This window comes from Streptomyces sp. NPDC039609, from assembly GCF_055596705.1.
In genome coordinates, this window is sequence record NZ_JBVIUJ010000004.1 from 176,239 (window position 1) to 199,049 (window position 22,811).

General features: G+C 71.6%; 23 protein-coding genes. 14 read left to right on the forward strand and 9 right to left on the reverse strand.

What is annotated here, in order from left to right:
• Position 1: 1 nt before the first annotated feature.
• On the forward strand, positions 2–1,333 hold the full coding sequence (locus ACZ561_RS13010; protein WP_470993384.1) for an SDR family NAD(P)-dependent oxidoreductase: 1,332 nt from the start codon (positions 2–4) through the stop codon (positions 1,331–1,333).
• An 83-nt stretch (positions 1,334–1,416) separates the two neighbouring features.
• On the opposite strand, the gene ACZ561_RS13015 is transcribed toward ACZ561_RS13010, so the two are convergent.
• The 4 genes from ACZ561_RS13015 to ACZ561_RS13030 all read right to left on the reverse strand — a co-directional run bounded on the left by ACZ561_RS13015 (position 1,417) and on the right by ACZ561_RS13030 (position 5,516).
• Positions 1,417–2,391: an acyl-ACP desaturase gene (locus ACZ561_RS13015; protein ID WP_470993387.1), complete on the reverse strand. Its 975-nt coding sequence runs from the start codon at positions 2,389–2,391 to the stop codon at positions 1,417–1,419.
• Positions 2,392–2,595: 204 nt separating this feature from the next.
• The gene (locus ACZ561_RS13020; RefSeq protein ID WP_470993390.1) at positions 2,596–4,254 is read right to left on the reverse strand and encodes an ABC-F family ATP-binding cassette domain-containing protein; all 1,659 of its coding nucleotides are present in this window, start codon (positions 4,252–4,254) and stop codon (positions 2,596–2,598) included.
• A gap of 264 nt (positions 4,255–4,518) precedes the next feature.
• Positions 4,519–4,935 carry a spore wall synthesis regulator SsgD gene (ssgD, locus tag ACZ561_RS13025; protein WP_376435256.1) on the reverse strand — a complete coding sequence of 139 codons (417 nt, stop codon included), beginning with the start codon at positions 4,933–4,935 and terminating at the stop codon, positions 4,519–4,521.
• A gap of 125 nt (positions 4,936–5,060) precedes the next feature.
• Positions 5,061–5,516: a (4Fe-4S)-binding protein gene (locus ACZ561_RS13030; protein WP_470993392.1), complete on the reverse strand. Its 456-nt coding sequence runs from the start codon at positions 5,514–5,516 to the stop codon at positions 5,061–5,063.
• 84 nt (positions 5,517–5,600) lie between these two features.
• Between ACZ561_RS13030 and ACZ561_RS13035 the strand changes: the two genes are divergently transcribed.
• On the forward strand, positions 5,601–6,677 hold the full coding sequence (locus ACZ561_RS13035; RefSeq protein ID WP_470994421.1) for an oxidoreductase: 1,077 nt from the start codon (positions 5,601–5,603) through the stop codon (positions 6,675–6,677).
• 84 nt (positions 6,678–6,761) lie between these two features.
• Here the strand turns inward: ACZ561_RS13035 and ACZ561_RS13040 are convergent, their stop codons facing one another.
• Positions 6,762–7,061 carry a YciI family protein gene (locus ACZ561_RS13040; protein ID WP_470993395.1) on the reverse strand — a complete coding sequence of 100 codons (300 nt, stop codon included), beginning with the start codon at positions 7,059–7,061 and terminating at the stop codon, positions 6,762–6,764.
• A gap of 85 nt (positions 7,062–7,146) precedes the next feature.
• Between ACZ561_RS13040 and ACZ561_RS13045 the strand changes: the two genes are divergently transcribed.
• Genes ACZ561_RS13045 through ACZ561_RS13060 form a run of 4 tightly spaced genes read left to right on the forward strand, consistent with a single transcriptional unit; the run spans position 7,147 to position 9,261 of the window.
• The gene (locus tag ACZ561_RS13045) at positions 7,147–7,845 is read left to right on the forward strand and encodes an endonuclease V (RefSeq protein ID WP_470993398.1); all 699 of its coding nucleotides are present in this window, start codon (positions 7,147–7,149) and stop codon (positions 7,843–7,845) included.
• Complete coding sequence (locus tag ACZ561_RS13050) at positions 7,842–8,759, forward strand: hypothetical protein (RefSeq protein WP_470993401.1); 918 nt, start codon at positions 7,842–7,844, stop codon at positions 8,757–8,759. Before ACZ561_RS13045 ends, ACZ561_RS13050 begins: the two co-directional genes overlap by 4 nt.
• Entirely contained in the window at positions 8,756–8,890 is a 135-nt protein-coding gene (gene mmpA / locus ACZ561_RS13055; protein ID WP_376435240.1) for a morphogenic membrane protein MmpA, read from the forward strand. The genes ACZ561_RS13050 and mmpA overlap by 4 nt, the downstream gene beginning before the upstream one ends.
• Complete coding sequence (locus ACZ561_RS13060) at positions 8,887–9,261, forward strand: VOC family protein (RefSeq protein ID WP_376435238.1); 375 nt, start codon at positions 8,887–8,889, stop codon at positions 9,259–9,261. Before mmpA ends, ACZ561_RS13060 begins: the two co-directional genes overlap by 4 nt.
• A 63-nt stretch (positions 9,262–9,324) precedes the next feature.
• Here the strand turns inward: ACZ561_RS13060 and ACZ561_RS13065 are convergent, their stop codons facing one another.
• Positions 9,325–10,530: a saccharopine dehydrogenase family protein gene (locus ACZ561_RS13065; protein ID WP_470993404.1), complete on the reverse strand. Its 1,206-nt coding sequence runs from the start codon at positions 10,528–10,530 to the stop codon at positions 9,325–9,327.
• A gap of 271 nt (positions 10,531–10,801) precedes the next feature.
• Between ACZ561_RS13065 and ACZ561_RS13070 the strand changes: the two genes are divergently transcribed.
• Genes ACZ561_RS13070 through ACZ561_RS13085 form a run of 4 tightly spaced genes read left to right on the forward strand, consistent with a single transcriptional unit; the run spans position 10,802 to position 16,604 of the window.
• Entirely contained in the window at positions 10,802–11,995 is a 1,194-nt protein-coding gene (locus ACZ561_RS13070; RefSeq protein ID WP_470993407.1) for a CaiB/BaiF CoA transferase family protein, read from the forward strand.
• Positions 11,992–13,134, forward strand: coding sequence for an acyl-CoA dehydrogenase family protein (locus tag ACZ561_RS13075; protein ID WP_470993410.1), 1,143 nt, complete (start codon positions 11,992–11,994; stop codon positions 13,132–13,134). Before ACZ561_RS13070 ends, ACZ561_RS13075 begins: the two co-directional genes overlap by 4 nt.
• A 34-nt stretch (positions 13,135–13,168) precedes the next feature.
• Entirely contained in the window at positions 13,169–14,383 is a 1,215-nt protein-coding gene (locus ACZ561_RS13080; protein WP_470993413.1) for an acetyl-CoA C-acetyltransferase, read from the forward strand.
• A 34-nt stretch (positions 14,384–14,417) separates the two neighbouring features.
• Complete coding sequence (locus ACZ561_RS13085; protein WP_470993416.1) at positions 14,418–16,604, forward strand: 3-hydroxyacyl-CoA dehydrogenase NAD-binding domain-containing protein; 2,187 nt, start codon at positions 14,418–14,420, stop codon at positions 16,602–16,604.
• Positions 16,605–16,621: 17 nt separating this feature from the next.
• Here the strand turns inward: ACZ561_RS13085 and ACZ561_RS13090 are convergent, their stop codons facing one another.
• Complete coding sequence (locus tag ACZ561_RS13090; RefSeq protein WP_470993419.1) at positions 16,622–17,356, reverse strand: MerR family transcriptional regulator; 735 nt, start codon at positions 17,354–17,356, stop codon at positions 16,622–16,624.
• Positions 17,357–17,472: 116 nt separating this feature from the next.
• On the opposite strand from ACZ561_RS13090, the gene ACZ561_RS13095 reads away from it, so the two are divergent.
• Both ACZ561_RS13095 and ACZ561_RS13100 read left to right on the forward strand, forming a co-directional pair.
• Positions 17,473–17,955, forward strand: coding sequence for a macro domain-containing protein (locus ACZ561_RS13095; RefSeq protein WP_470993422.1), 483 nt, complete (start codon positions 17,473–17,475; stop codon positions 17,953–17,955).
• 114 nt (positions 17,956–18,069) lie between these two features.
• A complete protein-coding gene (locus tag ACZ561_RS13100; RefSeq protein WP_470993424.1) occupies positions 18,070–18,546 on the forward strand; it encodes a hypothetical protein in 477 nt (158 codons plus the stop codon).
• Positions 18,547–18,652: 106 nt separating this feature from the next.
• Here ACZ561_RS13100 and sph read toward each other — a convergent pair whose 3' ends face one another.
• On the reverse strand, positions 18,653–19,675 hold the full coding sequence (sph, locus tag ACZ561_RS13105) for a sphingomyelin phosphodiesterase (protein ID WP_470993427.1): 1,023 nt from the start codon (positions 19,673–19,675) through the stop codon (positions 18,653–18,655).
• A 125-nt stretch (positions 19,676–19,800) separates the two neighbouring features.
• Here sph and ACZ561_RS13110 point away from each other — a divergent pair, with 125 nt between their 5' ends.
• Complete coding sequence (locus tag ACZ561_RS13110) at positions 19,801–20,289, forward strand: F0F1 ATP synthase subunit B family protein (RefSeq protein WP_470993430.1); 489 nt, start codon at positions 19,801–19,803, stop codon at positions 20,287–20,289.
• A gap of 126 nt (positions 20,290–20,415) precedes the next feature.
• Positions 20,416–21,333 carry an oxygenase MpaB family protein gene (locus ACZ561_RS13115; RefSeq protein ID WP_470993433.1) on the forward strand — a complete coding sequence of 306 codons (918 nt, stop codon included), beginning with the start codon at positions 20,416–20,418 and terminating at the stop codon, positions 21,331–21,333.
• On the opposite strand, the gene ACZ561_RS13120 is transcribed toward ACZ561_RS13115, so the two are convergent.
• On the reverse strand, positions 21,308–22,675 hold the full coding sequence (locus ACZ561_RS13120; RefSeq protein ID WP_470993436.1) for a GH1 family beta-glucosidase: 1,368 nt from the start codon (positions 22,673–22,675) through the stop codon (positions 21,308–21,310). The genes ACZ561_RS13115 and ACZ561_RS13120 overlap by 26 nt on opposite strands.
• Positions 22,676–22,811: the final 136 nt, after the last annotated feature.

The window sequence follows — 22,811 nt, forward strand, 5'->3', positions numbered from 1 at the left end:
CATGGACCAGGAACTCGCCGCCTTCGAGCGCACCCTCACCAGGCTGCGCAGCCTGCCCCTCGGCGACCCCCACCGGATGCGCGGCGAGGAGCTCGCCGCCGGCTTCGCCCGCGAGAGCCGCAACAAGCGGCGCAAGGCCCGTCGTGCCGAGCAGGCCGCAACCGACGCCGCCCTGACCGCGCGCACCGCGACCGGGGCTCTCGATCGACGCGAGGACGCCCCTCTGGCGGTCGCGGGGGGCACGTCGCCCGGTGAGTTCCTCAAGAGCCACAACTGCTATGTCTGCAAGTCGCCCTATCGACAGGCCGACGCCTTCTACCACCGGCTCTGTCCGCCCTGCGCCGCCGACAACACCACCCGTCGCGCCCTGAGCACCGACCTCACCGGTCGCCGGGTCCTGCTCACCGGCGGTCGCGTCAAGATCGGGTTCCAGCTGGCGCTGATGATGCTCCGCGACGGCGCCGAGGTACTCGTCACCAGTCGATTCCCGCACGACACCCTGCGCCGCTTCCGCGCCGCCGAGGGCAGCGAGCGGTGGCTGGAGCGGCTCACCGTCGTCGCCATCGACCTGCGCGACCCGCGCCAGGTCCTCGGCCTCTGCGAGCGGCTGCGTGCGGAGGGACGGCCGCTGGACATACTCGTCAACAACGCCGCCCAGACGATACGCCGGCCCCCGGAGTCGTACGCCCTGCTCGCGGCGGGGGAGCGCGAGGCGCTCCCCGAAGGTGTCATTCCCGCGCCGGGCTACGACACCGCCGAGACCGTACCCGTCCTCGCCGCGCTGGAGTCGGACCAGGTCGTCCGACCGGACGCGCAGCCCGACGAGGCCGGGCTGCTCCCCGACCTCGCGGCCCACAATTCCTGGTCGGTGCGGCTCGGCGAGCTCGACGCCGCCGAGCTTCTGGAGGCCCAGCTCGTCAACGCCGTCGCACCGACCCTGCTCTGCGACCGGCTGCTGCCGCTGCTGCTCGCCTCCCCGCGTCCCCGCCGCTACATCGTGAACGTGTCCGCCGTCGAGGGGCGCTTCGCCGTGCGCAACAAGACGGGCGGCCATCCCCATACGAACATGGCGAAGGCCGCCCTCAACATGCTCACGCGCACCAGCGCCGGCGAGCTGGCGGAGCAGGGCGTCCACATGTGCAGCGTGGACACGGGCTGGATCACGGACGAGAACCCGGCGCCGCGCAAGGCCCGGATAGCCGCCGTGGGCATTCGGACTCCGCTCGATGTCGTCGACGGCGCCGCCCGGATCTACGACCCGATCGTGCGCGGCGAGGCCGGGGAGCCCGTCACGGGCGTCTTCCTCAAGGACTACCGGGAAGCCGCCTGGTAGCCGGTCCGCCCGCCACGTGGGCGCAGCCGATCGACCCGCCCCGCGGGGCCCGGCCGGTCGGCCCGCCGAGCCGGTCCGGCCGGTCAGCCCGCCTTGCGGGACTCCATCCGCGCCTTGCGGGCGGCGAGCTTCTCGTCGAACTTGCTGGCCTCGCTGTCCAGGCCCGCCATGTAGAGCCCCAGCTCCTCCTGGGCCTTCAGCCCCTCCGGGCCCAGGCCGTCGATCTGGAGGACCTTGAGGAAGCGCAGCACCGGCTGGAGCACGTCGTCGTGGTGGATGCGCATGTTGTAGATCTCGCCGATCGCCATCTGCGCCGCCGCCCGCTCGAACCCGGGCATGCCGTGTCCGGGCATCCGGAAGTTCACGACGACGTCCCGCACGGCCTGCATGGTCAGGTCGGGGGCGATCTCGAAGGCCGCGCCCAGCAGGTTGCGGTAGAAGACCATGTGCAGGTTCTCGTCGGTGGCGATACGGGCCAGCATCCGGTCGCAGACGGGGTCGCCGGACTGGTGGCCGGTGTTCCGGTGCGAGATGCGGGTGGCGAGCTCCTGGAAGGCGACGTACGCGACCGAGTGCAGCATCGAGTGCCGGTTGTCGGACTCGAAGCCCTCGCTCATGTGCGCCATCCGGAACTGCTCCAGCTTGTCCGGGTCGACCGCGCGCGAGGCCAGCAGGTAGTCGCGCATCACGATGCCGTGGCGGCCCTCCTCGGCGGTCCAGCGGTGCACCCAGGTGCCCCAGGCGCCGTCGCGGCCGAAGAGGCTGGCGATCTCGTGGTGGTAGCTGGGGAGGTTGTCCTCGGTAAGCAGGTTCACCACGAGGGCGATCTTGCCGATGTCGGTGACCTTGGACTGGGACGGGTCCCAGGCCTCGCCGTCCTCGAAGAAGCCCGGGAAGTTCCGGCCGTCGGACCACGGCACGTACTCGTGCGGCATCCAGTCCTTGGTGACCTTGAGGTGCCGGTTGAGCTCCTTCTCCACCACCTCTTCCAGCGCGTAGAGCAGCCGCGCGTCGGTCCACCCTGTCGAGCTGCCGAGGTGGGGAGAGGTGAGCGTCACTGGGACTCCTGGGGACGGAGAAGGGTATACGGAATTACCTACGGATTCGTAGGTTACGAGACCGTAGGTTAAGGCTCCGTAAGGCGTCGGCCAAGCCCGTCTCGGCGATGTCCGGTTACGTTCCGTTATGTGCGCTGCTGATGGGCGTGGACGGAGAGGCAGGTCACGCACTCGGCGTGCCCTGCCGTCCGCGATCACGGCTACTCAGAGCAGATGGTCGGTCTTGTCCACCGGCGCCCCCTCCAGCACCGCCTCCGGCGTCGTCGGCCTCAGCTCACCGTCGAGCAGCAGCCAGCGGGTGATCCCCAGCGACTCCAGGAACGGCACATCGTGGCTCACCACGATCAGCGCGCCCTCGTACGCCTCCAGCGCCGCCGTCAGCTTCCGGACGGAAGCGATGTCCAGGTTGTTGGTCGGCTCGTCCAGCATCAGCAGCTGCGGAGCGGGCTCGGCGAGCAGCAGCGCCGCCAAGGTCGCCCGGAACCGCTCCCCGCCCGACAACGTCCCGGCGGCCTGATCCGCCCGCCCGCCCCGGAAGAGGAAGCGCGCGAGCCGCGCCCTGACCGCGTTCGCCGTCGCCGAGGGTGCGAACCGGGCGACGTTCTCCACCAGGCTGAGCTCCTCGTCGAGGACGTCGAGTCGCTGCGGCAGGAAGCGCAGCGGCACGTGCGTCATCACCTCGCCCGACAGCGGCTCCAGTTCACCGGCGATCGTCCGCAGCAAGGTCGACTTGCCGGCCCCGTTCCGGCCCACGAGCGCGATCCGCTCCGGTCCGCGCAGCTCGAACTCGCCGCCCACGCGGGCTCCGTAGCGCAACTCCACCTCGCGCAGCGACAGCACCTCCCGGCCCGGATGGACCGTGGTGCGCGGCAGTTCGATCCGGATCTCGTCGTCGTCCCGCACCGCCTCCACTGCGGCGTCCAGTCGCTCCCTCGCCTCGGCGAGCCGCTCGGAGTGCAGGGCGCGGTGCTTGCCCGCCGACACCTGGGCCTCGCTCTTGCGGTTGTTGGCCACGATCTTCGGGACCACCTTGTTCGCGGCGCTCTTCTGGGCGTAGCGCTTGCGTCGCGCCAACTTCTGCTGGGCGTCGGAGAGTTCACGCTTCTGGCGCTGAACGTCGGCCTCGGCCACCCGCACCATCCGTTCGGCCGCCTCCTGTTCGGCGGCGAGCGCCTCCTCGTACGCCGAGTAGGCGCCGCCGTACCAGCCGACCTCGCCGTCCCGCAGATCCGCGATCTGGTCGACCCGCTCCAGGAGTTCGCGGTCGTGGCTGACCACGACGAGCACCCCGGACCAGGCGTCCACCGCCTCGTAGAGCCGGCGACGGGCGTACATGTCGAGGTTGTTGGTCGGCTCGTCGAGCAGCAGGATGTCGGGCCGGGCGAGCAGCAGTGCGGCGAGCCGCAGCAGGACCGACTCACCGCCCGACACCTCGCCGATGGTCCGGTCGAGCCCGATGTGGCCGAGCCCGAGCTGGTCGAGCGTGGCGCGGGCCCGCTCCTCCACGTCCCAGTCGTCGCCGACGGCCGCGAAGTTCTCCTCGGAAGGGTCACCCGCCTCGATGGCATGCAGCGCCGCGCGGGTGGCGGCGATCCCGAGCGCCTCGTCGACCCGGAGCGTGGTGTCGAGGGAGAGGTTCTGCGGGAGGTAGCCGACCTCGCCGACCGTACGGACCGTGCCGTCGGTGGGCGTCAGCTCACCCGCGACGAGCTTGAGGAGCGTGGACTTGCCCGATCCGTTGAGGCCGATCAGGCCCGTTCTGCCGGGACCGACCGCGAGCCGGAAGTCGTCGAGGACCTCGGTGCCGTCGGGCCAGGAGAAGGAGAGAGAGGAGCAGGTGATGAACGTGGGATGGGTCGCCATGGGGGCCTCCCGGTTGCAAGAGCGTGGGCTGGGGCAACGGGTGAGACACCGGGGGCGCGGGCAGGCACAAGAGCTCGTACGCCGAGGTCGAAGACGGCACACGCGGCGGCAAGGGGCACGCGCGGCACGGTGTCTCGAAACCTCAGACGAGCAACGGCCTTCTCCGATCGGGCGACAACAGGGCCAGGCCAGGACGGTACGCCGTGCGTCGAGCGGGAGACAAGCGATTTACGGGCGGTGCCCGGAGCGGCGGAGAGGTACCGCTCAGGCGTAGTCGTCGAGCAGTTCGGCCAGATCCTGGTCCCAGTCCAGGTACTGGTGCTCGCGGCCGATCGGCACCAGGTGCTGCGACCGCTTGAGGAAGTGCCGCAGTTCGGACGTGCGGACGTGCACCACGGCCACGCCCTCGGGCGCGTGGAACTCGACGACGGTGCGGTCGTAGCCGTACGGACGGACGCGGACGTCCCCCAGCCCGGCCGGGCCGTCCACCCCCTCCGTCAGCAGCTCGCGCGAGAACGCCCACGACACCTCGACGCCCTCCAGCGTCGCCGGCGGCGGGAACGCCATGCTCACCGCGAAGGGGTCCTCACGGTCGTACCGCAGTGTGGCGGGGACGGTTTCCATCCGGGGAGCGGATGCGACCAGACGGGCCTGGACGGCCTGTTCGATGACGGTGGGCAAGGCCAGCTCCTGTCGCGCGGCTTCGGTTCCTGACGTCTCCCTGACACAAGGAAGGACGAACGATCGGGCCCGAACGTGCACTGGTGGAGGACGTGAGCTGTGTCACCGCCGTTCACCTGGGCGTTTCACCTCGACTCGGCGGGGCGGTCCACCGGGTCGTCGGTCGGCGGGGCGGCGCAGGGCCCCGAGTGGTCGCAGTACGGCTGGTTCCCGGACGCCCCGCAGCCGCAGAGCATCACGCGCGTCTCGTGCCGTACGCCCTGTTCGCCGGCGACCGAGAGGTCGCCGCGGAGCACGAGCTGTCCGGCCACGTTCCTGCGCACGGTCGTGGGGGAGTCCGGGGGCTCGGCGGAACCGTCGGCCGGGTGGTACCGCAGTGCGCCGGAGGGGCAGCGGCGGACGACCTCGGCGACCAGAGCGGTGTCGGCGCCGTCGGGTCGGACCCAGGGACGCTTCTCCAGGTCGAAGACCGCCGGCAGACCCCGCACGCACTCGGCCGCGTGCAGACATCGGCGCGGTTCGAAGGTGACGGTGATGCCTTCGCCCGCGTACTCCTTGAGCTTCGGCTTCTCGTCGGTCATGCGGTCCAGCCTAGGAAGGAGGCGGGCGCGACGCACTCTGGACGGGATCACCGGGGTGGGCTAGCTTCCGGCGCCATGACGTCCATGGGGAAGACGAGACGAATGTTGTCGGTGGGCCTGAGCGGGGCGGTGCTCGCCCTGGCGGCGGTGGCGATTCCGGCGGGAGCAGCGCAGGGCGCGTCGCACGGGGTGTCCTGGCAGCTCACCGAGACCGGAACCGACGCCCGCTTCCGAGGGCTCGCGGCGGTCGACCGTCGTACGGCCTGGGCTGCGGGTTCGAAGGGGACGGTGCTGCGGACGACGGACGGCGGGCGGAGCTGGCGGAACGTCTCGCCGCCCGGGGCGGCTGAGCTGGAGCTGCGCGACGTGGAGGCGTTCGACGCCCGGCGCGCGGTGGTCCTCGCGATCGGCGAGGGGGAGGCGTCGCGTGTGCTGCGTACCGACGACGGCGGCGCGACCTGGACCGAGGCCTTCCGCAACACCGATCCGCGGGCGTTCTACGACTGCATGACGTTCTTCGACCACCGGCACGGGCTTGCCATGAGCGATCCCGTGGACGGGAAGTACCGGATCCTCGCCACGCGGGACGGCGGCCGTACGTGGGGGGTGCTGCCGGACACCGGGATGCCGGCCGCGCTGCCCGGCGAGGCGGGGTTCGCGGCGAGCGGCCAGTGCCTGGTCTCGTCCGGGCCGAAGGACGTCTGGCTCGCGACCGGCGGCGGGGCCACGGCGCGCGTGCTGCACTCCGGCGACCGGGGCCTGACCTGGACCACCGCCGAATCCACGATTCCGGCGGGCGACCCGGCACGCGGTGTCTTCGGGCTCGCGTTCCGCGACCGTACGCACGGGATCGCGGTGGGCGGCGACTACCGCAAGGACCAGCCGTCCCCGCGGGCGGCCGCGGTCACCGGCGACGGCGGACACGGCTGGCGCGCCGCCTCCGTCCCGCCGCCCGCGTACCGCTCGGGTGTCGCCTGGCTCCCGCACAGCCGGACGGCCGCGCTCGCCGTCGGCCACACGGGCACGGACCTGACGACGGACGGCGGCCGCACCTGGCGGACGGTCGACGCCGGCTCGTTCGACACGGTCGACTGCACGTGGGACGGCGCGTGCTGGGCCTCCGGCGAGCAGGGCAGGATCGCCCGCCTCGGACGGGGCTAGGGAACGCCTGCCGGAGCCACGGCATGTGGCTGCCGGAGCCCGCGGCGCACAGGGTGTGTCCGACAGATCAGGGTCGGACACATCCTAGGAAGGAAGCTGCTCCCGGTACGGGGCGAGGGCGTCGGCCGTCTTGGTCGCGTAGAACTCGGTGATCCGGTACGCGCAGACGCCCTCGACGCTGAAGGGGTCGGCCGCGGCGATCTTCTCGATCTCCGCGCGGTCGACCCCGGCGGCGAGGATCACACCGCCGTCGCGCGGGTTCTTCCGCCCCGAGGCGATGAAGACGCCGCCGGCGTACTGCGCGTCGAGCCACTCGATGTGCGCCGCGAGCAGCGCGTCGACCCGCTCGACGGGAGCGGTGTAGGTCAATTCCAGTACGAACATGATCGCCAGGCTACCGGGGAGCCGGAACGCGGTGGGAAAACCGTTCGCCTGTCGGACGGAGGGGCGCCGTAGGCTGGCCGGCACCATGAAGATCATCGACATTCCCGCGGGCTGGCCCGCCGACGAAGCCGCCGCCCGTGCCGTGCAGGGGGAGCTGCGGGGACGCCTCACCCTCGACGAGCCGGGCCCGGCGCCCGGCACGGGGCATGTCACGGGTCTGGACGTGGCGTACGACGACGAGCGGGATCTCGTCGCGGCGGCGGCCGTGGTGCTCGACGCCCGGACGCTCGACGTGGTGGAGGAGGCCACGGCGGTCGGCCGGGTCTCTTTCCCCTACGTCCCTGGGCTGCTCGCCTTCCGCGAGATCCCGACGGTGCTCGCCGCGCTCGCCTCGCTGGAGACCGACCCCGGGCTCCTGGTCTGCGACGGCTACGGCCTCGCGCACCCGCGCCGCTTCGGTCTCGCGAGCCATCTCGGAGTGCTGGCCGGGTGCCCGTCGATCGGCGTCGCGAAGAACCCCTTCACCTTCACGTACGACCAACCCGGCGCCGAGCGGGGCGACTTCAGCCCGCTCGTGGCCGGTGACGAGGAAGTAGGCCGCGCGCTGCGCACCCAGGCCGGCGTGAAGCCCGTCTTCGTCTCCGTCGGCCACCGCGTCTCCCTGGACAACGCGTGCGCCCACACCGTGCTCCTCACCCCGCGCTACCGCATCCCGGAGACCACCCGCCACGCCGACTCCCTCTGCCGCCGCGCCCTCAAGGAAGCCCTCGGGGGAGCGCCGTGACCGAGTTGATCCTCGATGTGAAGGACCGGCCGAGGCCCGGACTCCGCCTGCGGACGGCCGGCAACCGGCTGGTGCTGACCCAGGAGGACGACCCCCTGCTCCTCGCGGTCGTGGACCCGCACCTCTACGGCGTCGACTTCTACCGCGCCGGCGCGCCCCGCCCGCTCCTCCCGCCCCTCCGGGCGGCCGACGCCCGCGCGTACGCGGACCGGCCCGAGCGCTGGGCCCACCACATCGCCCGCGAGCTGACCACCGATCCGGACGGGCCGCTCCACGACGGCCGTTGGGTGCTCACCCCCGAGACGCAGCCGCAGTGGAACCGGGACGGCATGGGCCCCGCCGAGTACTGGGGCGAGCTCGTCGTCGCCGGGCATCCCGACGGATACATCGACTGGTTCATCCACTCCGGTTCCTGGGAGGTGCTGCCGCTGCGCCCGCTTCCGGACGCGGACGACGGCCGCGTCACGGCGTACCGCAAGCAGGCCCGCGCCGGGATCCTGCCCCCGGTCCTGCTCTGGTGGGTGAGCGGATTCGACTGCTATCTGCTGCTCGACGGGCATGCCAGGCTCGCCGCCGCGATCGCCGAGGACGTCGAACCGCCCGTTCTCGTCCTCCGGCGGACCGTCCCGCGCGACGAGCGGGAGCGGGGAGAGTCCGAGGCGGCCGCCGTGTACGAGGCCGAACTCGCCCGGTTCTCCGCCCTCATGGCCCGCCACGGACCCGCGGTCCCCGACGGGGCCGAGATCGCGGGCGGCGCCCTCGTCCGTCGTCTCGAAGAGCTGCGTACCGGCAACCGTCCCACCTGGGCCTGGCCCCTGGCCGGAGGTGAGCACGAGTGGCAACGGATCGTGGAGGACCTGAGTACGAGTACGGATGGCGGGCCGCGATCATGGGCGGCAGAGTGGGGTTCATGACAACCCCCGTTCCCACCCATCCGCGTTCTGTCGCACGCGGCACGACCGCGACCCTGGCCGTCGCCGGGCTCGTCGCCCTGGCGTGGGTCTGCGCCATGACCTACGTGCTCGCGGGCTGGGTGATCGCGTGATCGGCACCCTGCAGTGCGTCGTGCTCGACTGTACGGACGTGCTGGAACTTGCCGGGTTCTACCAGCAGTTGCTCGGCGGCGAGATCAACCGCCCCGACTCGCAGTGGGCCGTCAACGATAGCTGGGCCACTCTGCACGACGCCTCGGGCGCGCCGGTGCTCGCCTTCCAGGGGGTGGCCGACCACCGGCCGCCGGTCTGGGGCGCGCCCGAGCAGCAGTTCCACCTGGACGTGAAGGTCACCGATCTGGAGGCCGCGCACCACGCCGTGCTGGCGCTCGGGGCGTGGCAGCTCGACGAGGGGGACGGCGACCGGGGGTGGCGGATCTACGCGGACCCGGCCGGCCATCCCTTCTGTCTCGTACGCCACTGAGTTCGGTGCCGTACGGCACCGAGTCCGGGCGACCCCGTCCCGTACGGCACCGAGTCGGGGGCGTCAGCCCTCGTACGCCACCCGGAAGCGGATGCCCGCCGCCCGCAGCCGGTCGAGGAGCGCGTCGCCCATCGCCACGGCCGTCGTGACCTGCCCGGCGGTCTTCGGCAGGTCGTCGAAGGCGAGGCTCAGGGCCGACTCGGCGAGCATCTTCGCCGTCTCGTCGTACCCCGGGTCGCCGCCCGACACCTCCGTGAACACCCGCCGCCCGCCGCCCTCACCGACGAACCGTACGGAGAACCAGCTGCGTGCGCGCCGCTCCGCGCTGGGGCCGTCTCCCGGCTCGTAACGGTCCATCAGCCAGCGGCGTACGGGCGCCAGTTGGGCCGCGATGACGCCGGTGCCGATCGCGGCGGAGCCGCCGAGAGCCATCGGCAGCGTCTTCACCGAGGCGTAGTGCCGGTAGCGGAAGTCCGGGCCGTAGGACTCCAGGGCCCGCGCCGACCTCGCCACCACCTGCGGATCTATCGTCGGCAGGGGCAGTGCCCAGGTGCCGGTCTCCCGGCTGAACCGCGGTGCGCCGAGCGGCGCCCGCGCCCGCCGGCCGACCAGCCGGGGCTCGTGCAGGCGTCGTTCGTGCGAAGCGCGCTGGATCTCCCGGCCGCGCCCCATCGCGGTCAGCGCCGACGCGAAGGTCCCGCCCGAGAAGATCGCTCCGGCGCGGACGAATCCGTCGATCCGCAGCGGCACGTCCGTCGGCAGCTGCTGGACGGTGAAGTAGACGCCCAGATCGTGCGGTACGGAGTCGAAGCCGCATGCGTGGACGATCCGGGCACCCGTCTCCCGGGCCCGCGCGTCGTGCCGTACGTACATCAGGTCGACGAACTCGGACTCTCCGGTCAGATCCACATAGTCCGTGCCGGCCTCCGCGCACGCGGCCACCAGTCCCTCGCCGTACCAGACGTAGGGGCCGACCGTGGTGGCCACCACCCGGGTGGACTCGGCCAGTTCGCGTACGGCGTCCGCGTCGGCGGAGTCCGCGACCAGCAGCGGCAGCTCCGCGCACCGCGGCCATCGGACGGCCAGCTCGGCCCGCAGGGCCTCCAGCTTGGCGCGGCTGCGCCCGGCGAGCGCCCACCGGCAGTCGGCCGGTGCGTGTTCGGCCAGATACTCCGCGGTGAGCACGCCCACGAACCCCGTCGCCCCGAACAGGACCACGTCGTACGGCCGCTCCGCCGTCTCCCGTCCCGTGCCGTTCCCGGTCTCCATTCAGCCCCTCGCCTTCGCCTTCGGCTTCCCCTGAGAGCGCGGAGCCTAGCGGTACCCTCCGCGGGCTCCGTCAGCGGTAGCCGTCGGGGTGGTCCCTGGCCGCGTTTCGGTGTGGACATGGCAGGACCCCAGCGGCACAAGATCCGGACTTCCGCCTCTGTCGACCGAATTTCCAAGCGCTTGCTCGGCCGGGGGGCTTGTGCGGAGTGGAACACGTTCCTAGCATCACTGGTGTTACATCATTGGTGTCACACATGGTCCTGGGGGCTCGATGACAGCGCAGGCGAACGGTGGGAACGGCCCGCTCTCCGGGGTGCGCGTGGTCGAGCTGGCCGGGATCGGGCCCGGCCCGTTCGCCGCCATGCTCCTGGCGGACCTCGGCGCCGACGTCGTACGGATCGACCGGCCCGGCGGCCCCGGACTCGGCATCGACCCCGCGTACGACCTCACCAACCGCAACAAGCGCTCCGTCCTGGTCGACCTCAAGGCCGACGGCGGCCCGGCCACGGTGCTCGACCTCGTCGAACGCGCCGACATCCTGATCGAGGGCTACCGCCCCGGTGTCGCCGAACGCCTCGGCGTCGGCCCGGAGGCCTGCCTCGCCCGCAATCCGAAGCTCGTCTACGGCCGGATGACCGGCTGGGGCCAGGACGGGCCGCTCGCCGCGAGCGCCGGACACGACATCGGCTACATCGCGATCACCGGCACCCTCGGCATGATCGGCCCCGAGCCGGACGGCCCGCCCACCGTCCCCGCCAACCTCGTCGGCGACTACGCGGGCGGCTCGCTCTACCTCGTCGTCGGCGTGCTCGCCGCACTCCAGCACGCGCGGACGCACGGCGAGGGCCAGGTCGTCGACGCGGCCATCGTCGACGGCGCGGCCCACCTCACCACCATGATCCACGGCATGGTGGCGGCCGGCGGCTGGCAGGACCGCCGGGGCGTCAACCTGCTGGACGGCGGCTGCCCCTTCTACGGCACCTACGAGACCTCCGACGGGGGGTACATGGCCGTCGGCGCCCTGGAACAGCAGTTCTACGAGGAGTTCACGCGCCTGCTCGGCATCGAGGACGTCGCCCCCGCCCGTAAGGACTTCGGACGCTGGGACGAACTGCGCGCCGCCGTCGCCGACCGCTTCCGCACCCGGACGCGCGACGAGTGGGCGGCCGTCTTCGAGGGGACGGACGCCTGCGTGGCGCCGGTCCTCTCGATGCGCGAGGCCCCCGCCCACCCCCACCTCGCGGCCCGGGGCACGTTCGTCGAGCACGCCGGCCTCACCCAGCCCGCACCCGCGCCCCGTTTCTCCGTCACCCCCGGAGCCGTCCGCTCCGGACCCGCCCGGCCGGGCGCCGACACGGACGCGGTCGCCCGCGACTGGTCCGTACCCGCGCTGACCGGCAAGGAAGCACGGCCGGCCGGCCGCCCGGAAGCCCGCGACGAAGCCCCTCAGGAGCCCGAAGCATGAAGCGCCAGCTCTACACCGCCGACCACGAAGCCTTCCGCGGGACCGTCCGCACCTTCCTCGCCAAGGAGGTGCTGCCCCACTACGAGCAGTGGGAGAAGGACGGCATCGTGGCGCGCGAGGCCTGGCTCGCCGCCGGACACCAGGGGCTGCTCGGCCTGGCCGTCGACGAGGAGTACGGAGGCGGCGGCAACGCCGACTTCCGCTACAGCGCCGTGCTCGCCGAGGAGTTCACCCGCGCCGGCGCGCCCGGCATAGCGCTCGGCCTGCACAACGACATCATCGGTCCCTACCTCACCTCGCTCGCCACCGAGGAGCAGAAGCGGCGCTGGCTGCCCGGCTTCTGCACGGGCGAGCTGATCACCGCCATCGCGATGACCGAGCCGGGTGCCGGTTCCGACCTCCAGGGGATCCGGACCAGCGCCGAGGACCGCGGCGACCACTGGGTCCTCAACGGTTCCAAGACGTTCATCTCCAACGGCATCCTCGCCGACCTGGTGATCGTCGTCGCGAGGACGACCCCGGAGGGCGGCGCGCACGGTCTGTCGCTGCTGGCCGTCGAGCGTGGCATGGAGGGCTTCGAGCGCGGCCGCAACCTCGACAAGATCGGGCAGAAGTCCCAGGACACCGCCGAGCTCTTCTTCACCGACGTGCGCGTCCCCAAGGAGAACCTCCTCGGCGAGCTCAACGGCGCCTTCGTCCACCTCATGACCAACCTCGCCCAGGAACGGATGGCCATCGCCGTGGCCGGCATCGCCGCCGCGGAGCACCTCCTGGAGATCACCACCACCTACGTCAAGGAACGCGAGGCGTTCGGGCGGCCGCTGGCCAAGCTCCAGCACGTGCGTTTCGAGATCGCCGAGATGGCCACCGAGTGCGCCGTCACCCGGACGTTCCTCGACCGCTGCATCGTCGATCACTCGAACGGGGAACTCGACGCCGTCCACGCGTCGATGGCGAAGTGGTGGGCGACCGAGCTGCAGAAGCGGGTCGCCGACCGCTGTCTGCAGCTCCACGGGGGATACGGCTACATGGCCGAATTCCCGGTCGCCAGGGCCTTCACCGACGGCCGCATCCAGACCATCTACGGCGGGACGACCGAGATCATGAAGGAGATCATCGGCCGTTCCCTGCTCGGCTGACCTCCCTGTTGCCCACCCTCCTGAAAGGCTTCTCGTGAGCACCGAAGCGTACGTGTACGACGCGATCCGCACCCCGCGGGGCCGTGGCAAGGCCAACGGCGCCCTGCACGGCACCAAGCCCATCGATCTGGTCGTCGGCCTCATCCACGAGATCCGGGCCCGCTTCCCCGGACTGGACCCGGCCGCGATCGACGACATCGTCCTCGGCGTCGTCGGCCCGGTCGGGGACCAGGGCTCCGACATCGCCCGGGTCGCCGCGATCGCCGCCGGACTGCCCGACACCGTCGCCGGCGTCCAGGAGAACCGCTTCTGTGCCTCCGGCCTCGAAGCCGTCAACATGGCCGCGATGAAGGTCCGTTCGGGCTGGGAGGACCTCGTCCTCGCCGGTGGCGTCGAGTCCATGTCGCGTGTCCCGATGGCCTCCGACGGCGGTGCCTGGTTCGCCGACCCGATGACCAACTACGAGACCGGCTTCGTCCCCCAGGGCATCGGCGCCGACCTCATCGCCACCATCGAGGGCTTCTCCCGCCGCGACGTCGACGAGTACGCCGCGCTCTCCCAGGAGCGCGCCGCGGCCGCCTGGAAGGACGGCCGGTTCGACCGCTCCGTCGTCCCGGTGACGGACCGCAACGGTCTCGTCGTCCTCGACCACGACGAGCACATGCGCCCCGGCACCACCGCCGACTCCCTCGCCGCCCTCAAGCCGTCGTTCGCGGCCATCGGCGACATGGGCGGCTTCGACGCCGTCACCCTGCAGAAGTACCACTGGGTCGAGAAGATCGACCACGTCCACCACGCCGGCAACTCCTCCGGCATCGTCGACGGCGCCTCCCTGGTCGCCATCGGCTCCAAGCAGATCGGCGAGCGCTACGGACTGACCCCGCGCGCCCGCATCGTGGCCGCGGCCGTCTCCGGGTCCGAGCCGACCATCATGCTCACCGGACCCGCCCCGGCGACCCGCAAGGCGCTCGCCAAGGCCGGCCTGACGATCGACGACATCGACCTCGTCGAGATCAACGAGGCGTTCGCGGGCGTGGTGCTCCGCTTCGTCAAGGACATGGGCATCAGCCTGGACAAGGTCAACGTCAACGGCGGCGCGATCGCGCTCGGCCACCCCCTCGGCGCCACCGGCGCGATGATCCTCGGCACCCTCGTCGACGAGCTGGAACGCCAGGACAAGCGCTACGGCCTCGCCACGCTCTGCGTCGGCGGCGGCATGGGCATCGCCACGATCGTCGAGCGCGTCTGACCGTCCGTCCCACCAGCCTTACGGAGAAGCAGCAATGAGCCAGAGCACCACCATCCGCTGGGAGCAGGACGAGACCGGCATCGTCACCCTCGTCCTCGACGATCCCAACCAGTCCGCCAACACCATGAACCAGGCGTTCAAGGACTCCATCGCGGCGATCGCCGACCGCGCGGAGGCCGAGAAGGACTCCATCCGCGGCATCATCTACGCCTCCGCGAAGAAGACCTTCTTCGCGGGCGGCGACCTCAAGGACATGATCCGGCTGCGCCCGGAGGACGCGAAGATCGCCTTCGACACCGGCACCGAGATCAAGCGCTCGCTGCGCCGGATCGAGACCCTCGGCAAGCCGGTCGTCGCGGCCATCAACGGAGCGGCGCTCGGTGGCGGTTACGAGATCGCGCTCGCCTCCCATCACCGCGTCGCGCTCGACGCACCCGGCTCCAAGATCGGCCTGCCCGAGGTCACCCTCGGCCTCCTCCCGGCGGGCGGCGGTGTCACCCGAACCGTGCGCCTCATGGGCATCGCCGACGCCCTGCTCAAGGTCCTCCTCCAGGGCACCCAGTACTCCCCGCAGCGTGCGCTGGAGAACGGTCTGGTCCACGAGGTGGCCGCCACGCCCGAGGAGATGCTCGCCAAGGCGCGCGCCTTCATCGACGCCAACCCCGAGTCGCAGCAGCCCTGGGACGTCAAGGGCTACAAGATCCCCGGCGGCACCCCGTCGAACCCGCGGTTCGCAGCCAACCTCCCGGCCTTCCCCGCCAACCTGAAGAAGCAGCTCAACGGAGCCCCCTACCCGGCCCCGCGCAACATCCTCGCCTGCGCCGTCGAGGGCTCCCAGGTGGACTTCGAGACCGCGCTGACCATCGAGGCCCGCTACTTCACCGAGCTGGTCACCGGCCAGACCGCGAAGAACATGATCCAGGCCTTCTTCTTCGACCTCCAGGCCGTCAACGCCGGCGCCAGCCGCCCCCGGGGCTTCGAGAAGAGCAAGGTCCGCAAGGTCGCCGTCCTCGGCGCCGGCATGATGGGCGCCGGCATCGCCTACTCCTGCGCCCGCGCGGGCATCGAGGTCGTCCTCAAGGACGTCACGGCGGAGGCGGCGCAGCGCGGCAAGGAGTACTCCGAGAAGCTGCTCGCCAAGGCGCTCTCGCGGGGCCGTACGACCGAGGCGAAGCGCGACGAGCTGCTCGCCCGGATCACCCCGACCGGCGACCCGGCCGACCTGGCCGGCTGCGACGCCGTGATCGAGGCCGTCTTCGAGGACACCGCGCTCAAGCACAAGGTCTTCGAAGAGATCCAGGACATCGTCGAGCCGGACGCGCTGCTCTGCTCCAACACCTCCACCCTGCCCATCACCGTGCTCGCCGAGGGTGTGGAGCGCCAGGACGACTTCATCGGACTGCACTTCTTCTCACCCGTCGACAAGATGCCCCTGGTCGAGATCATCAAGGGCGAGCGGACCCGGGACGAGGCCCTCGCCCGCGCCTTCGACCTCGTGCGGCAGATCAACAAGACCCCGATCGTCGTCAACGACTCGCGCGGCTTCTTCACCTCCCGCGTGATCGGGCAGTTCATCAACGAGGGCGTCGCGATGGTCGGCGAGGGGGCCGACCCGGTCTCCGTCGAGCAGGCCGCGGCGCAGGCCGGCTACCCGGCCAAGGTCCTCTCCCTCATGGACGAGCTGACCCTGACCCTGCCCCGCAAGATCCGCAACGAGACCCGGCGCGCGATCGAGGAGACCGGCGGCACCTGGACCGGGCACCCCGCGGACACGGTGATCGACCGGATGGTCGACGAGTTCGGCCGCCCGGGCCGCAGCGGCGGCGCCGGCTTCTACGACTACGCGGAGGACGGCAAGCGGACCGGGCTGTGGCCCGGACTCCGCGAGCACTTCACCCGGACCGGCGTGGACATCCCCTTCGAGGACATGAAGGAGCGGATGCTGTTCTCGGAGGCACTGGACTCGGTCCGCTGCCTGGAGGAGAACGTCCTCACCTCCGTCGCCGACGCCAACATCGGCTCCATCATGGGCATCGGCTTCCCCGCCTGGACCGGCGGTGTGCTCCAGTACATCAACGGCTACGAGGGCGGGCTGCCCGGCTTCGTGGCACGCGCGCGTGAGCTGGCGGAGAAGTACGGCGACCGCTTCCAGCCGCCGGCGCTGCTGGTGGAGAAGGCGGAGCGGGGCGAGGTGTTCACGGACGAGCCCATCAGGGGCTGAGGGCCGGGAGCCAAGGACTAAGGGGTCCTGAAGGCCGTCCGCAGCTCCTCGCTGAGGGAGCGCTGGAAGGCCGTGACGAGGGCCTGGATCACCATCGGCTGCATGTGCGCGGAGAGCGACTTCATGGCAGCGAGGTGGTCCGGGTCCTCGGCGCTCTCCCGGTACGGGTTCCACACCTCGTCCCGGAAGAGCCGGGAGAGCTCCTGCGCGGCGGCGCGGGCGTGCTCCAGGAGGACGGTGCGGGAGGCGAGGATCGTCTCGTGCGCGATGGGCACGTCGAGGAGTTCCACCCCGAGGCGCAGCAGTGTCGCGTCGAGGCGGAAGACGTCCGGGTCGGCGGTCCTGTCCAGGACTCCCATGGCGGCGAGCCGGTCGACGTCCGTGTCGGCGAGGGCCCGCCCCGCCCGCCGTTCCAGCTCGCGCCGGGTGATCTCCTCTGCGGACTCGGGGGCCCAGGAGGCGACCAGAGCCCGATGGACGGCGAGGTCCCGCGCGCTGAGGTCGGGTGGCAGCTGGTGCAGATACCGCTCGATGGCGGCGAGCGTCATGCCCTGCCGCTGGAGCTCCTCGATCAGCGCGAGCCGGGAGAGGTGGTCGGGCCCGTAGTGCCCGACCCGCCGCGGCCCGATGGCCGGCGGCGGCAGCAGCCCCTTGGTGCTGTAGAACCGGACGGTCCGCACGGTGACGCCCGCCCGCGCGGCCAGCTCGTCGACGGTGAACGTCGGCTGCTGCTCCTCGGTCTCGGTGCCCATCTGAGCTGCCTCGCTTCCGGTGCCGTGCCGTTCCCCATCAGTGCAACAGTATTGCTGTCTCACCAGCGTTGTAAAAGCGTTGGGACGTTGTCAGTGGTGCCTCGTACGGTGGGGACATGTCGGGGATCACGTATGTACGGGGGGACGCCACCGCCCCAGGGGGCAAGGGCGTCAAGATCATCGCGCATGTCTGCAACGACCTGGGCGGCTGGGGCAAGGGCTTCGTCCTCGCGCTGTCGCGGCGCTGGCCGGAGCCCGAGGCGGCCTACCGTCGCTGGCACCGGGAGCGCGCACGGAACGACTTCGGCTTGGGGGCCGCCCAGTTCGTCCAGGTCGGGCCGTACGTCTGGGTGGCCAATCTGGTGGGGCAGCGCGGGATGCGGACCGGTCGGAGCACGGGCGTGCCCGTGCGGTACGAGGCGATCGACGTGGCGCTCGGGCTGCTCGCCGACAAGGCGGAGGAGCTGGGGGCGTCCGTGCACATGCCGCGGATCGGGTGCGGGCTGGCCGGCGGGAAGTGGTCGCGGGTGGAGCCGCTGATCGTCGCGCGGCTCGTGGAGCGGGGGATACCGGTCATCGTGTACGACTTCGATGCGTGACCGGCCGCGACGGACACGCGACGGACACCACCCCACCCGCGCGTCACGTGGCGTGTACCTGCCGCTAGAGTCACGTGCTTGTTCGAATTCGGGGAATGGTGACTGGGGAGGGTCATGTACACGGAACTCAGGGAGACGGCCACGGAGTTGGCCGCGGTCCTGTGGCGGGAACACACCGTGTACCGGGAGCGGGGCGGCGGTGTGGTGATCCGCGGTGAGCACGTGGGGCGCTGGATAAGCCTGGCGCCGACCGGTGGCAAGGACCAGGCGCGCCTGCGGGCCGGACGCCTCCTCGACGGCGGCACCACGGCGCCGGCCCGTTCGGAGATCGTCGTCGACCTCTCGGTGGGGACGGCCGAGTTGGCGGCGGTCTGCCGCCGTCTGCTCGCCGACGTCGCCGCCGTGGACGCCGCACCGCCGCGGGCCCGCACCTCGCGGCCCACCCGGGCCGCGCGCAGCGAGCGCCCGGCCAAGCCCGCCCGCCCCCGCAAGAGCCGCCACACCGGCTTCGGCTCCTGGGTCGTGATCCTCTGCGTGGCGGGGATCCTGGGCCTCTGGGCCTATACCCAGTTCAGCAGGTACGGGTACTAGGACCGGGCGCCGGCCGGGCCCGCGCGGCCCGGCCGGTCACGATCGACCGTGGCGGGGGGCCACGGTCGATCGGTGATCAGATGGGTGATCCAGAGGCTCGGTGCGCTCAGTAGGCGGTTATCGGGTAGTGGTCGGAGAGGTTGGTGTACGTGTACGACGTGCCCCAGCTGGAGACCGTCCACGGCGCGCTCTGCTCCAGGACGACGTTGTTCGTCCAGTTCGCCGGGCGCGCGTTGCCCGAGCGGTACAGGACGTAGTCGAGGTCCTCGCGCGGGTCGTCCGGGTAGCGCTCGGAGGCGATCGAGTTCAGCTCGGTGTCGAAGGAGTACGGGTGGCCGGTGCGGGCGTCCGCGCCGGCGAGGCCCGCGTCGCTCAGCATGGTCGAGTACTCGGGCGTCCGGGAGTCCACATTGAAGTCGCCGGCCACGATGACCTGCTCGTTCGCCGGGATGTTCTTGGCGTCGAGGAAGCCGTCCATCGCCTTGAACTGGCGGCTGCGCATCTGCGCCGCCTCGCCCGCCGAGCAGCCCGGGTCGGTGGACTGGGCGTGCGTGCCGACGACGTGGACCTTGGTGCCGTTCACGTTCAGGACGGTGTAGACGAAGCCCTTGTTCGAGTACCAGTCGGCGCCGCACGCGTCCTTGTAGACGTACTGCTCCTTGCGGACGATCGGCCACTTGCTGAGGATCGTCACGCCCCCGTCCTCGGGGGTGGTGGCGGAGTAGGCCCCGCTGGTGGCGTCCCAGCCGCTCTTGCTCCGGCCCATGACCGGCGTCTGGTAGGGGTACTGGGCGGCAGAGTTCGCCTTGAGGGCGTCCGAGGAGGAGTTGTCGAAGGCCTCCTGGATCACGACGACGTCCTGACCCTGGTAGAAGCCGGCGGCGGGGATCGCCTTGGCCCGGTGGTCCTGGCCCCAGTTTGGGTAGAGGGTCTTGCTGAAGAGGAAGGCGTTGTAGCTGAGCACCTTCAGGCGCGGGGCCTCGGCCGCCGAGGCCGAGGGGGCTGCCGTGGCCAGGGTCGCGGCGGCGAGCGCCAGGGACAGGGCGGCGCCGGAGGCACGACGGCGGTGAGCGGCGATCGGCACAGAAACTCCCGTATGTGGGTGGGGGGTTGGTGCGGCGCGGCACATCAAACCAGCCGTAGTTACCTTCCGGTAGACTTTGGGTGCCAGGAATCTTGCGCGGTCGACACGAACATGCCAACAGTTGAGCACCCGCGGAAATTGTCGCCTTTTCGAGCAGGTATCATGCGCGCATGACCCTCGCGCAGAACTCGACGATCTTCGACATGGACCTCGGTCCGCTCAACCCCGTCACCGCTGAGCTCATCCTCGGCGTGGTGTTGTTCGCCCTCACCTTCCTGATCCTGGCGAAGGGCATCCTGCCGAAGATCAACCGCACCCTCGCCCAGCGCGAGGACGCCATCGCCGGCGGAACCGAGCGCGCCGACGACCTGCGCGCCGAGGCCACGCAGATCCGTGAGCAGTACGAGGCCGAGCTGGCCGAGGCCCGCCACGACGCCGCCCGCATCCGCTCCAAGGCCACCGAGGACGGCACGGCCGCCATCGCCGCCGCCCGCGCCGAGGGCATCGCCGAGCGCGACGCGATCGTGGCCGCCGGTGCCGCGCGCATCGCCGAGGAGCGTGCCGCCGCCGAGCGCGAGCTCTCCGCCGACGTCGACGCCTGGGCCCGCGCCCTGGCCGGCCGCATCGTCGGCGAGCCCGTCGGCGCCGACCGCGGCTGACACCCACGCACCACGAGATCGGGGCCGCGCCCCGGGCCGAGGCCCGGGACGCGGCCCCGACCCATGTGCGCCCTTTGCCGGAAAGGCCCGGTCGGGGCACGCTGAGAACGTGAGGAGAGTGCCCCCATGACCGGACCGACGAGGCCCGTCGGGCCCACCCGGCCCGCCACGGACGAAGGCCCGAAGGAGACCGATCCCGCGCCGCCGCCCGTCGGCGGCGTCCTGTGGAGCGTCGCGGGGGACGTCCGGGGCCTCCTGATGCTGCCCTCCGCGCTCGCCCTCCAGGTCGCCCACCCGGCCGTCGGCGCAGGCGTCGACCAGTACTCCGTCTTCCGTACCGACCCCTGGGGCCGCGGCGAGCGCTCCCTGCGCTCCGCGCTGCTCTGGGTGTACGGGGGCGAGGGCGCGGCCGAGGAGGGGCGCCGGCTCCGTACGCTCCACAGGACCATCCAGGGCACCGACGCGCACGGCCGCCGCTACCACGCGCTCACCCCGGCGAATTACGCCTGGGTGCACGCCACCGGCTTCCCCGTCTACCAGCACGGCCTGCGCCTCCTCCACCGCCCGCTCACCGAGGCCCAGGAGCGGAGGCTCTACGCCGAGTGGCTCCAGGTCGGCCGCATCCTCGGCATCCACGACCGGGACATGCCCGGGACGATCGAGGAGTTCTGGCCGTACTACCGCAAGATGCTCGGCGAGCTTGAGGCCACCGTCGTCCTGCGCGAGCTCGTCGCCACCGACCAGCCGGTGCCCCCGCCCGACCGCGGCCCGCTGCCGCTGAGGCTGCTGCTCAGGGCGCTGTGGCCGATGATCCTGCCCCCGCTCGCCCGCTTCCGCTCCTTCGTCACCGTCGGCCTGATGCCGCCGGACGCCCGCGAGGCCGTCGGCCTGGAGTGGACCGACGAGCAGGAGCGCCGGCTGCGCCGCTTCGCCCAGGTCGTACGGGCCGTGGTGCCCGTACTCCCCGAGCGGCTGCGCTATCTGCCGCTCGCACGCGAGGCGCGCCGCGAGGCACGGCTCAGCGGGCCAGGCCGCCGCGCCTGATCACCTCCGCGTACCAGCGCGCGCTGTCCTTCGGCGTACGGCGCTGGCTCGCGAAGTCCACGTGCACGATGCCGAAACGCTTCCCGTAGCCGTACGCCCACTCGAAGTTGTCCAGGAGCGACCACAGGAAGTACCCGCGCACATCGGCGCCGTCGGCGATCGCCCGGTGCACGGCCGCGAGATGGGCGTCGACATACGCCACCCGCTCCGGGTCGTGGACCTCGCCCTCCGGGTCGGCGTAGTCGTCGTACGCGGCGCCGTTCTCGGTGATCAGCAGCGGGACGCCGGGCAGCTCGTCACGCAGCCGGACCAGCAGCTCGTGCAGACCGTCCGGGTCCACGGGCCAGTCCATCGCGGTCCGCGGCCCGGGCGCGGGCAGGAACCGTACCCGGTCCGCGGCGCCCGGCCAGGGCGACGGCGACTCCGAGGTGCCGGCGGCGACGACGGAGGGGGCGTAGTAGTTGATCCCGAGCGAGTCGATCGGCGTGGAGATCGTCTCCAGGTCGCCGTCCCGGACGAAGGACCAGTCCGTGATCCGCCGTGTGTCCTCGACCAGATCGGTCGGCAGACGACCGTGGAAGACCGGATCGAGGAAGATGCGGTTGCCGACCCCATCGATGCGGCGGGCCGCGTCCACATCCTCCGGGGCATCCGAACCGGCCCTGATCGCATGGAGGTTGAGGGTCAGGGAGAGTTCCGCCGTGGACGGTGCGGACGCGCGCAGCACACCGGCGGCCATACCGTGCGCGAGATTGAGGTGGTGGGCGGCGCGCAAGGCCGCCGCGTCGTCGGTGCGGCCCGGGGCGTGCACCCCGGAGCCGTAGCCGAGAAAAGCCGCGCACCAGGGCTCGTTGATGGTGGTCCAGGTGGTGATCCGGTCGCCGAGCGCCTCCGCGGCGAGACCCGCGTACTCCGCGAACCGCTCGGCGGTCACGCGTTCCGGCCAGCCGCCCGCGTCCTCCAGCTCCTGGGGGAGATCCCAGTGGTAGAGGGTCGCGACCGGACGGATACCGGCCTCGAGCAGCTCGTCGGCCAGGGCGCGATAGAAGTCGAGCCCCTTCTGCACGGCCGGTCCCCGCCCGGTCGGCTGGATCCGGGGCCAGGAGAGCGAGAAGCGGTAGTCCGTCAGTCCCAGCTCCCGCATCAGGGCGACGTCCTCGCGCATGCGGTGGTAGTGGTCGGCTGCGATGTCACCCGTGTCGCCGTTGCGTACCTTGCCCGGCGTACGGCTGAAGGTGTCCCAGATGGACGGGGTACGGCCGTCCTCGGCCGCCGCGCCCTCGATCTGGTACGCGGCGGTGGCCGCGCCCCAGCGGAATCCGTCAGGGAAGAGAGCGTTCATGAACGGAGAACTCCTGTGAGAGTGAGGGAGGATAGGGGTCGGTCCTGGGGCGGCACGACCTGCCGGCGGCTCGGCGGCTCGGCGGATCGGCGGATCGCGGCTCGTTCCTCGGCGGCCCGGCTCCGACCACGGGCCG